Below are 10,528 nucleotides of genomic sequence, written 5' to 3'. Positions count from 1 at the left end.
GTTAAACCTCGCCCACTCTGAAATTGCCTGGACGCGCAAGCTATCCACTCGCTCACCTTCCAGCCAGGGCTCCAAATCCAGGGAAAATGTTAGGATAGCAATTCGCTCGTTGCGATCGGCTACCTCTTCAAGCCAGATGGTATCATAGCCCAGCCGTCCGTTTAGCCAGTCGTCGAGCCGATGGTGGCGCCGCTCCTGGCATACCCTACAAGGTTTGTTTTTGTTCGTCGGGTCGCCGTTAGGTCGCATTTGGCATACAGGGCAAACATGGCCGCTGATTTCCCCTGGAACGCACCAACGAACATCCCAAGAACGGTGTAAAGGGATAGCGATCTTCTTGTACACTTCCCTCCGCTCTCGCACCAGGGGAACCAACGAGCGAGTAGGGGTGCTGAGTCGTACCAGTGGTGGGGTTTCTAACTCTAATTCCTGAGCAATGCGATCTACCTCCGCCTGTAACCAAGTCACCCACCCGTCAACATTCAGCCATGGGGCGGGGACAGACTCATCGAACCGCTCGCCTGGAAATGAAAAGACTGCCACGCTACTATCGCGGTAAAGTAAAGACCCGACGGCGAGGTCTTCCTCAATGAGGTGGGATACTCGGTGGAAGAAATCTTCTAGGACCGCTTGTGTGCCTGTCCAATCGCCTATCTTCACCGCCCTCGCCTCATAATGTTCTGAACCTATCGCTATTGTGAGAAGGCGCCAGCGTATCTTCTGCTTTATGGCGCCGTCATTCCACGGAAAATTGTTATCCAATAACGCTCCCGCTACCGCACTCTTGAACAGGGCTGCTGCCACATAGGATTGGTCCCAGAGAGTGACGTCGTTGTTAGGGAGGCGGGTTTCGGCCAGGGTGGAGAGAAAGGCCTGCCGGATGTAGGAGCTGCTCCCAATGACCTGCTCTCTCCACTCTGCCCATAAAGAAGGCTCAGACGCCCCTCCTAACGCAAGCGACCTGAGTTTTTCCAAAACTCGCCGGATTTGTGCAACCAGTTCCCTCCAGCCACGCTCCGTGAGAACCACCGGCGGATCTCTGAAGAGGTTTCGCTTGGGGTGACCGAAGGACGAGGAAAGCCACATGTGGGGTAAAAGTTGTTTGAGGTACTCGGAGGTTTTACGAGGCAAGTTCTTCTCAATACCCGATGCCATCGCATGACCCGCCTGGAGCAATCCCAACAAACCATTATTGCCATGATCAGTGTGCTTTTCGGTAAACTCTTTGATGGAACTGGGCCACGCGTTTGGGGGAATCGAGCTATTGGGAAATTGCTTGACCCAATCCAACAGACCATCCCACGGGAAAGGCGGTTGTTCATAGTTGTGCCACCGCTTGTAGTCATAGTCTACCTTTTCGTCACTTTGACGTTGTAGAAATTCCGCCCGCGCCTTGCCGGCCATGTGAACCAAACCGATAGCCTCGCAGGCTAGAAGTAGCGGTCGGTGATGGCGCAACATCTCTGGAGGTGCAAAATAGTTCATAGGCCGGTCCCTCCCTAAAACCCTCTCTGCACCTCTTGCCAAAACTTGTCCCTGCAATCCTGCTCCACAGGCTGCTTATTCTTGCGAAACGCTTTCCATTTCAGGATCTTCGCCGTGCCCCAACCCACGGTGCGCTTGGCGGAGATGCCGTAAGTCATAAGGAGCATCTCAACGGATGTCAAAAGTTCGAGAAGGATCTCCGCATGTTCAGGTGTATGCTTCATACCCGGCCAGGGAGCATAAAGCAAGTAGAGACTACCTCGAGCACCAGGTGGTACCACTTCATAGTAAATAGGTTGGGTGCCAGCACGTCGTTCCCGGCTATGTGGGTTGATTACTTCAAAGCTAATTCTGTCAAACCAGGTTGGATAAAAAATCAGCACCCCTCGCCGAAAGTCTTCCTCCTCACCCTTTTCATTACCAAAAAGATAGAGAATCCACTCGGGGTCTTTCCATTCCTCGAAACTTTTTCCGCTTGCCAAGTATTCACGTAACCCTGCCTTCATACGGCATGCCCAACGCAAAAGTCCCTTCCAAGTAGAGGCTGCCATAAAGGGAACACCAAACACTCGCTCTTTGCGAACCGGGTTATCCAGTAGATGGAAAGGCCGGTCATCCCTGGAGTACCACGGTGTAAGCAACTCAAACTCCACTTGGAGGCCCAGCCAACGGGGAGAGGGGAGAGAAGAAAAATCTGGATGCAGATAGGGAAATAATCTAATAGGTATTCTGTACCCGGCTTTACTTATATACCGGTCGCGAAGCTCTCTTTTGCGTTTTTCTAAGTCTTGTTGTTTCTTGCGCCTTTCTTGGAAATCGCTTGTTTCCTCCAATTTCTTGTGGTCAATCTCTGTTTTAAAGAAAAGCAAAGAGTTCCGATCTATAAAACCTGCAGCGAAGGCCCAAGGAAGCCGCGGAGGTTCTTCCTGGTGGCTCATATCCAAGTGTACAAAGTAATCCCAAGTCACAAGGTGCTTCCTCCTTATATGGAACACAATTTTTCCAAAATCTGTTCCCCAATAGTAAAGTCTTTGTCGGGCTGGAAGTCCGGCCAAACCTGACCCAGCCGCCTTTTGATTTCATCGAAATCTACAGTATCCGGTTTTATGAAGCCAAACGTGCGGCTGCCTTCCTCAGGATGTTTAAAACTAAACACCTTCTTACTTTCTTGTCGGCAGCCGGCGAGCCATATACTAGAAAGCTCGGTTGGATCATCGTCGCTGTAGCGGCGCGGATGCTTGCCTGTCTGGGGACATTTCTGCCCGGGATAATGGACTTGATTACATTCCCTACATTTTTTACTCAAACCGCGTCCTAGAACTTGGTTAAAGCTACTCCGTTCCGGTTCCTGTCTTGTCAGATACTTTCCCTTCACGCACCAGAAGTTTTGCAACGAAGCCCAGGAAAAATCATGTTGGACATCCTGACCGTCGGTGTATTGGTGGGGAGCAGCGCGCCACTTCGATAGCTGGATATAATTACTGAGGTCTTCACGGTTTTTACAACACTGCCAATCATCCGGACCCGATACATATTGGATAAGTCCGAAATCCTGGTGGTGTCTCTTACCCGCCCAGCAGGGGATTTCTTGACGCTTCTTGTTTCTTAAAACAATAACCCCTATCGGCTCGCCATGCTTTTTGTTAGCAAGCAGGCGCTCCAAATCAGACAAACTTTGAACCTTGTTTCCTTCAACCTCCTCAATAATGTCGCCCTGTTGTAGCGGAAGCCCGTACCTACTAGAGGCGACTATAACCTGATTGTTTTGTTCGAAAAGGTTCTCCTTGGCCAAGTCACCTATGCTCCATTCCTCAGATGGTTTTAAAACAGTTCTACCCCCGATCGCTCCATACTCGGCCACTAGCCGTAAGGTGAGGTCCAGTAGGGACCACTCTTCCTCTGTAATCGGCCGCAGGGGGAAGAACCGAAGAATAAAGATATGACCTGATTGAATCTGGTGGAAGATAACGTTTCTATTTTCATCCAAAATTGTCAACCGAAATTTTCGTGCCCAGCCGGTGCAGCCGAAGAGCTCGCAAACCACGCAATGATGGCCATTTTCTGGGGGCTTTTTATGCCTATCCGGGCAGCGAACAGGACTGGTGGGGTCGCACGCCTTGCCTCCCAGTCCCCGTACCAAGACTTCAAACCACCAGCGGAGAGACCCGACCAGGCTGGTGGGTATAAGACGGTTACCGCTTCTATTGGCGTCCCCCGTCCAAATATCCGCCAAGGCCTTAAGCTTCCACTCCTTTACCTGAAATTGATGGCCAGTCATTTTACATATTCCCCCTCACCTTTTCCTCTTGCTACTAAAAACACACCATTCTGTAGCTAAGTCACCAAGGGGCAAACCTTGCATAACTTTTATCTTCTTTAAGTTACCTTGCTATAACCTAATACAGAGAAAAAACTGAAAACAAGAATAGTACCAATCTTTATGTAAACCTACTTCCATCCAAGGCCAGGTTAGGATTTTTCGTACAGATGTTGCGGCTTAGGCAGGTAAAGCATTTGTCCCCGGACAATTCAATAACCACGCTGGCTAGCGAATCTTTCTATCTAAGCCTTTACAAAGCAGATTGCATTTTTACGGCGCTTCATTGAATACTCAGACCTAGGGGTTCTCTTATAGATTTACATTATTCGCCAAGAAACCTCCAATTCCTGCTAAATAAACAAAAAGGGCACAGCCCTCTACTGCGGTAACCGTAAGGGGGTTGTGCCCTTTTTAGAGTTTACGCCGTTGCCTCCTCCAAAGTATCTTTACGAAAGCCCTTCCCCTACCCCTTCTTCCCCTGCTGCCTGGAAGGTTTTTGTGCTTACCAGAGCGCCAAGCTTCTCCTGCAGTGCCTTGCTTAAGGCTTCAAGTACCTGGGGATTTTCCTTTAAGTAGGTGCGGGTGTTTTCTTTACCCTGGCCGAGCCTTTCTTCGCCCCATACGAACCAGGTGCCCCTCTTTTCTATGATGCCCGCCTCTAAGGCCATATCAATTATGTTTCGGAATTTCTGCTTCTTAAGCCATGCTTTCTTGGCACCCGGGCGGCCAGGGGTGATTACATATATGGGCACGCCCAATATTTTCTTAAGAGGCCGGCGTAATTTTACTTTTGACATCATATATGATGTTATATATAATAGCATCAGGAGTGAACTATCAAATGACAAGAAAAGAGAAGTTGCTAGAGAAAATAAAGCGTAATCCTTGGGACGTTAGTTTCGAGGAATTGGACAAAATCCTGAGACACCGCGGTTTCAAGTGTAGACAACCTAGCAAAGGGAGCAGCCATTATACATACATAAAGGGCGATGTTAGACTAACACTGCCAAAACAAAATCCCATGAGGCCAGTATATGTAAAAATGGTCCTAAAAGCAATAGAGGAAGCAGAAGACTGAAGGAGGAATTTGCGTTGAACAAGGATTTAACTTACTACCTCAATCTTGAGTATCCGTTTATAGTAAAACCCCTTCCTAAAGAAGAAGGTGGGGGATATGTAGTTGAGTTTCCTGATTTACCCAATTGCATCGGTACTGGAGATACAATTGAAGAGGCCATTAAAATGGCCCAGGATGCTAAGAAATGCTGGATTGAAGCTAGCCTAGAGGAAGGTTTACCTGTACCCGAACCCTCCCAGGAGAAAGATGAACTGGCTGAATACAGCGGTCGTTTTCCTCTACGGATGCCCAAAAGTCTTCATAAAATGGTAATCGAGAACGCTAAAAAGGAAGGAGTTAGTGCCAACCAATATTTAATCCACTTAATAAGCCTAGGTATAGGAAAATCCATGAAAGGCTAATCATGCCCACAAGCACTACCGCATCAGGCCAAGTACAATTTGAGGGCACAACCCTCTACTGAAGCAGCCGGAAGGGTTGTGCCCTTTTTTATCTTTACGAAAGCCCTTCTCCTGGCCCTTCTTCACCTTCCGCCTGGAAGGTTTTTGTGCTTGCCAGAGCGCCAAGCTTCTCCTGCAGTGCCTTGCTTAAGGCTTCAAGTACCTGGGGATTTTCCTTTAAGTAGGTGCGGGTGTTTTCTTTACCCTGGCCGAGCCTTTCTTCGCCCCATACGAACCAGGTGCCCCTCTTTTCTATGATGCCCGCCTCTAAGGCCATATCAATTATGGCTCCTTCTATGGATACGCCCTGGCCGTAGATCATGTCCACTTTGCAGGTGCGGAAAGGCGGGGCCACTTTGTTTTTTACCACCCGAAGTATGAGTTCGTGTCCGAAGACCGAGGTGCCGCTCTTAAGTTTCTCCCCTTGCCGGGCTTCAATGCGCACGGAGGCGTAAAACTTTAAAGCGCGGCCGCCGGGTGTGGTGACCAGAGGTCCGCCCTGGAAGCCCCCGGCTGCTATCTTCTCCCTGAGCTGGTTTATGAATATGACCACCGCCTTGGACCGTGCCACGAGGCCCGCCAGCTTCCTCATGGCCTGGGACATAAGCCGGGCCTGAAGTCCCACCTGCTGGTCCCCGATGCTCCCGTCGAGCTCGCTTCTGGGTAACAGGGCGGCAACAGAGTCTATAACTACTATATCCACGGCTGCGGACTGTATGAGGTAAGCGGCTATGTCCAGGGCCTGCTCACCGTAGTCGGGCTGGGATATGAGGAGGTTTTTGATGTCCACACCGAGGCTTTCCGCGTACCTGGGGTCGAGCGCGTGCTCGGCGTCTATGAATACTGCGTTTCCTCCTGCCTTCTGGGCCGAGGCTATGGCATGGAGGGCCACCGTAGTTTTACCGGATCCTTCTTCCCCGAACACTTCCACTATGCGGCCCCGCGGGAGCCCCCCTACTCCTAAGGCTATGTCCAGGGGCAGGATCCCCGTGGGGATGACCTCCACCTCCAGCCGGGGTGCCTCCCCCAGGCGCATGATGGCCCCTTTGCCGAACCTGCGCTCGATATCCATCAGGGTCCTTTCCAGGACTTTGCTGCGTTCGTCCGCCATTTGTCATTCCCCCTTGGAACGGTTAATACACGAATATCTCACCGGTGTCCTTGTTCACCTTTATAGTCATGTAAGTGCCCTGCGCTGTCTCCGGCGAAGGCTCTTTAATAAGGGTTGCGTAGATTTCTTCGCTCCGTTTGGATGCGTTTTGGCCTTCGATGATTCTGGCCGCAAGCCGTTCGAATTTTATGATGGAAAGGAGCCTTTGGCCCCCTTTAAAGACTACCGCACTGGGATAGCCCTGGGCGGCTTCTTCCGGGGAAGTCCTCGCACAAGAAGAAAACTTCTGAACTACTATATATCCTGTGCCGCTTTCATTCCGCATGCGGGGGCGCCGTACGGGAACGGGCACCAGGGTAATGCTTGGCCCTAAGGACAAGGGACAGGTATGTTTGCGGGCTGTGCCTGCCCAGGCCGCGGCTTGCTGCCGGATATCTATACCTAAAAATAAAGCTACGTTTTTAAGCACGGTGTTGATCTTCTTTCTTACAAGGTGCTTGGTCCCATCCTCCATCCACACTTCCGTAAAGTCGCCCCCACCTTCTCCGTCCACATATACAGGCACAAAGCAAATGACCTTGGAAAGTTCTCTTAGCCAGGTATATTCGGAAACCATATCAAGGTCCCCCTTTGTCCTCCTCAAGGGCCCAGGGCCCCAGTATCTTCTGCATCTTCTCAAGCCCCAAGGGTGTAACGTGCCACACCTTCCCCTGCCGCTCTATCCACCCCTGGTTTCTGGCCCGCTTAAGGTAGGTAGTGACGCTGTTTATAACTTCATCCCTGGCGTTTAGTTCGTCCCTTAAAAGCTTGCGTATAAGGCCGTTGTCCGGCGGAGTTTTCCGGCAGTAGTCCATGTAGTAGACGACAAGGAGGATGAGTTCGTTGTTATTGGAGATGTTGGCCTTGGAATATATGGCGGCAAGGGACGGGCCTTGTACGGCTTCTGCTTCTGAAGCATTTGCTTCTGCTGCCTTGTTTTTTACCGCCTTGTTGGGAGACACTGTTTCAACTCTGTTTGGTGCCCGAAGGACACAACTGTCTAAAATTTGCTGGAATTTATGGCCCAGCATTTCCTTTAGGAGCTCTTTTACGGCCTCTTCCCTGCCCTTGACGGCTACCTCCAATCCGGGCACGGCAAAGCGGAAATACAATCCCATGGAAACACCTCCCCTCCCTGGAAGTCATTTCTGTTCGATTCCAATGTACATGTATGTCCTTGGTCTGTCAAGAAGGAATTGAGCCTGTAACTTAACAAAAACCCCGGATACATACATCCGGGGCAGGCAAATACGGGGCTTGAGGCGTTCTGTACAGGTTTTACGGTGCGCGAGAAGCGGCGGCGAAGGCGCTGGCGGCGGCTAGAAGTTCTGCGCAGGTTTTTAGGTTGCGCCGGAAAGCCGGTTAAAGATCTCTTGGCTTAACTGGGTAACCTTATCTGCTTCGGCCAGGCGCATAAGGAGGCTTGCGGGCTTAAGGAGGCAGAAAAGCTTCTGGTCTCCAGCTAGGATCAGGCAGGTGCGGAACTCTCCTTTTTCTACCTTCTCCCAGGAAATTATCTTCTGCCTTACTACATAACCTGTGCCGCCTGCATCTCTAAAAGGCGGGCGCCTTACCTGCACGGGCACCAGTGTAAAGTTGGGAGCCAGCACCAGGGGCAGGGCATGTCGCCTTGCTTCGGCGGCCCAGGCCGCGGACTCCTGATCGATGTCCACCCCCAGGTAGGACGCGATGTACTGTATGACGGTTTTTACCCTGTTTTTGGCCAGGTACTTTTCCCCCGTGTTAAACCACAGCTCCGTGTAGTTTCCCCCATCTTGGGGATTGTGGACGGGTATAAGGCAGTTGAGTTTGGCCAGCTCTTTCTCTTTAAGCCAGGGATAAATGCGCATGTTCCTTCCCCCTTTAGATTTTGTTACTTAAATTGTGGTTTAAAGCGGGGGCTTAAGGCAAATACAGGAAGTTGTTGTTTGTTGTACCGTATGTGTTGCCTGTGGGAGATTTCCCGTGCGTGTATGCCGGAAAAGTAAAGGATGTGTGTGTACGGTTGCGGAGAAGAGAGGGAGAAGGCAGGAAAAAAGAATAGCGCGGCATGCTGGCGATCATGTGGTCGAAGAAATTAGGGGAGAGCGTAAGGCATAAAAAGGATACCGGGGGAGCCAGGCTGGGATAGGGATTCTTTGGCTAGGATAAAAGATCTTTAAAGAAGGCTTCCAGCAGGGGCTGGTAGTCGAAGTACTCGCGCCAGGTTTCTTCCAGGAAGGTATATCTTTTAGGTTCATCCTTGCTTACCAAAAGCTCTCCGCGGGTTGCGTGATAGCGCAGGGTAACGGGTGCGCGGTTTAAAACCAGGACATCAACGGGCAGGCGTACCTGCGGCTCGAGGTGCATAGTTAAGTCGGCCTCGTATTCCCAAACATGCGCGCTTAGGGCTTTCTCGGCGACATACACGGCGATATCTACGTCCCCGCAGGGGACGGGCAAAAGAAAGGAACCGTGCAGGTAGGCAAAAACAATTTCATCCCTGCGGGCAAGTTCCCTCTTAAGGATGCTTTTGATTTTCCTTTTCTCTTTGGCTGTAAGAAGGCGCTTATTGGGGGTCATATCGGTACCTCATTCCACCGTTCTTAAGAAGGATCTTATTTCCTCTACATACCGGAGAAGGCTGCCGGTATCGTTCCGCAGTATCTCAAAGACCTTGCGGTCATCAATTTTCCCGTATTGGTGCACCAAAAGATTGCGGAATTTGGCTGCAGAAGCCATTTTGCGGGCCGTCTCTTCGGAGATAACCCCGTTTTTACCGAGAATATAAAAGCAGTCTGCATAGCTTACAGGGGCTTCCTTGGCCACCCGAGCAGCCAGATGATTACATATACCCTGGGCCGCTTCAATGGCCACTATGAGCTGGTATTTAGCTCCTGAAATAAGCACTTCATCGCTTAGGAATTCCTCAAGCGTTTTTGAGGCTATCTTTTCTAAAAGTGAGACTGCCTTTTCAATGTCGGCCATCTTCTGCCGGAGTAGATCATAGTTAAGATAGAAGTTTTTCTTGGCCAACAGCCCTTCCTCCAATTGAGGTACTCCCTTTTGTATTCCCTGCTACTTCCATTTTTCATTGTAACACTCGTTTATGGAAAAAACAATGAGCTGTAGCAGTTAAAATAAATCTAGGTAGAAGAAATAGATTACCATAGCAGCAGGAAAAAACGGAGAGAATGGATGATGGAGGATACCTCCCCCTACACTCGCTTCAAAAAAGAGAGCCCGGCCTGTATCCTCGGCAGCGGCGAAAAGCTCCTTAGACCCTGTCTTCATTCCTTCCCCTTCTTTAACCTGCTCGCGTTCAGTATGGTCACCCCGACCACTTCGCCGCCCTGGTAGCGAACCCCAGTATCCTCCCCGACGAATTCGCTGTCGTCGGCGGTGACCGGTTGTTCCGTGAAATGCACGTACAGGACGTCGCCCTCCGGGTCATAAGACACCCGCAGGACGGTAAGGCCGGAACCGACGACCACCTGCGAGACCGCTTCGGCTAACCTGACGTAGCTCATTGCTTCGGCCATACGACCACCCTCTTTCCTTACTGCCCGACCCTCCGAGTCAGGAACGCTGTTATGATGAAGCCATCATCGGCTGGATATTGTTTAACACCGTGGCCATTCCTTGCTTTTTAAGTTATATTTAATCCCTTCCTCTTCATTATTTTCCCATTTTCTCTCCACTCCCACTCCGCTTTCGTTTTAAAATTTACAATTAAATAAAGCTAAAATTTTCTTTTTTGCTGTAAAATGTCCTAAAAAGCCTGTCCATCTTCCCAGATATTGTGCGAAGTTCAAGCTCTACTAGATCCCCGGGTAGACCCCAGAAACACCCCTTAGCATATCATAATCCGCGCAGTATCTTTCCTCTTCCCTCGAAACATAGTATAATTTCCCCTAGAAGGAAATGGACCGGGAGGCCCAGAAAAAACCGGACGTAAAGCCCCTAATTAACGTGTCCGTAAGAAGGAAGTGTTCCCGTGCCCCAACATGAACAGCAACCCAAACTACCCCACCACCCGCACGATAAAGGTTACAAACAGCTACTGGCTAACAAAA

12 protein-coding genes and 1 pseudogene are annotated in these 10,528 nt (G+C 50.4%); 2 read left to right on the top strand and 11 right to left on the bottom strand.

Annotated elements, in window-relative coordinates; translation table 11 throughout:
• The 4 genes and pseudogenes from L5656_RS08680 to L5656_RS08665 form a co-directional block, all read right to left on the bottom strand.
• Window positions 1-1,485, bottom strand: a pseudogene (locus tag L5656_RS08680) (CRISPR-associated protein Csx11); the annotation flags it as partial.
• Window positions 1,486-1,499: 14 nt separating this feature from the next.
• Complete coding sequence (locus L5656_RS08675) at window positions 1,500-2,453, bottom strand: RAMP superfamily CRISPR-associated protein (protein WP_297201887.1); 954 nt, start codon at window positions 2,451-2,453, stop codon at window positions 1,500-1,502.
• 14 nt (window positions 2,454-2,467) lie between these two features.
• A complete protein-coding gene (cmr1, locus tag L5656_RS08670; RefSeq protein WP_297201885.1) occupies window positions 2,468-3,763 on the bottom strand; it encodes a type III-B CRISPR module RAMP protein Cmr1 in 1,296 nt (431 codons plus the stop codon).
• Between the two features lie 488 nt (window positions 3,764-4,251).
• On the bottom strand, window positions 4,252-4,557 hold the full coding sequence (locus L5656_RS08665; protein WP_297201882.1) for a hypothetical protein: 306 nt from the start codon (window positions 4,555-4,557) through the stop codon (window positions 4,252-4,254).
• Between the two features lie 340 nt (window positions 4,558-4,897).
• Here L5656_RS08665 and L5656_RS08660 point away from each other — a divergent pair, with 340 nt between their 5' ends.
• The gene (locus tag L5656_RS08660; RefSeq protein ID WP_297201879.1) at window positions 4,898-5,284 is read left to right on the top strand and encodes a type II toxin-antitoxin system HicB family antitoxin; all 387 of its coding nucleotides are present in this window, start codon (window positions 4,898-4,900) and stop codon (window positions 5,282-5,284) included.
• Between the two features lie 94 nt (window positions 5,285-5,378).
• Here L5656_RS08660 and recA read toward each other — a convergent pair whose 3' ends face one another.
• The 4 genes from recA to L5656_RS08640 form a co-directional block, all read right to left on the bottom strand.
• Window positions 5,379-6,434, bottom strand: a complete 1,056-nt coding sequence (gene recA, locus L5656_RS08655; protein ID WP_297201876.1) for a recombinase RecA — start codon at window positions 6,432-6,434, stop codon at window positions 5,379-5,381.
• Window positions 6,435-6,456: 22 nt separating this feature from the next.
• Entirely contained in the window at window positions 6,457-7,050 is a 594-nt protein-coding gene (locus L5656_RS08650) for a hypothetical protein (protein ID WP_297201873.1), read from the bottom strand.
• 1 nt (window position 7,051) lies between these two features.
• Window positions 7,052-7,591: a hypothetical protein gene (locus L5656_RS08645; protein WP_297201870.1), complete on the bottom strand. Its 540-nt coding sequence runs from the start codon at window positions 7,589-7,591 to the stop codon at window positions 7,052-7,054.
• A gap of 222 nt (window positions 7,592-7,813) precedes the next feature.
• Window positions 7,814-8,323, bottom strand: coding sequence for a hypothetical protein (locus L5656_RS08640; RefSeq protein ID WP_297201867.1), 510 nt, complete (start codon window positions 8,321-8,323; stop codon window positions 7,814-7,816).
• Window positions 8,324-8,438: 115 nt separating this feature from the next.
• Between L5656_RS08640 and L5656_RS08635 the strand changes: the two genes are divergently transcribed.
• Window positions 8,439-8,573: a hypothetical protein gene (locus L5656_RS08635; protein WP_297201864.1), complete on the top strand. Its 135-nt coding sequence runs from the start codon at window positions 8,439-8,441 to the stop codon at window positions 8,571-8,573.
• 42 nt (window positions 8,574-8,615) lie between these two features.
• On the opposite strand, the gene L5656_RS08630 is transcribed toward L5656_RS08635, so the two are convergent.
• The 3 genes from L5656_RS08630 to L5656_RS08620 all read right to left on the bottom strand — a co-directional run bounded on the left by L5656_RS08630 (window position 8,616) and on the right by L5656_RS08620 (window position 9,994).
• Window positions 8,616-9,035, bottom strand: coding sequence for a nucleotidyltransferase domain-containing protein (locus L5656_RS08630; protein WP_297201861.1), 420 nt, complete (start codon window positions 9,033-9,035; stop codon window positions 8,616-8,618).
• A gap of 9 nt (window positions 9,036-9,044) precedes the next feature.
• Window positions 9,045-9,503 (bottom strand): type VII toxin-antitoxin system HepT family RNase toxin, encoded by a 459-nt coding sequence (gene hepT / locus L5656_RS08625; protein WP_297201858.1) that lies wholly within the window; start codon window positions 9,501-9,503, stop codon window positions 9,045-9,047.
• Window positions 9,504-9,742: 239 nt separating this feature from the next.
• Window positions 9,743-9,994: a DUF2283 domain-containing protein gene (locus L5656_RS08620; RefSeq protein WP_297201856.1), complete on the bottom strand. Its 252-nt coding sequence runs from the start codon at window positions 9,992-9,994 to the stop codon at window positions 9,743-9,745.
• Window positions 9,995-10,528: the final 534 nt, after the last annotated feature.

The sequence above is a fragment of the Thermanaeromonas sp. genome (assembly GCF_021890735.1).
In the GTDB taxonomy this organism is placed as follows: Bacteria; Bacillota; DSM-521; order Neomoorellales; family Neomoorellaceae; genus Thermanaeromonas.
Note: the sequence above shows the minus strand (reverse complement) of the source record. Positions and strands in the feature narration are given on the sequence as shown.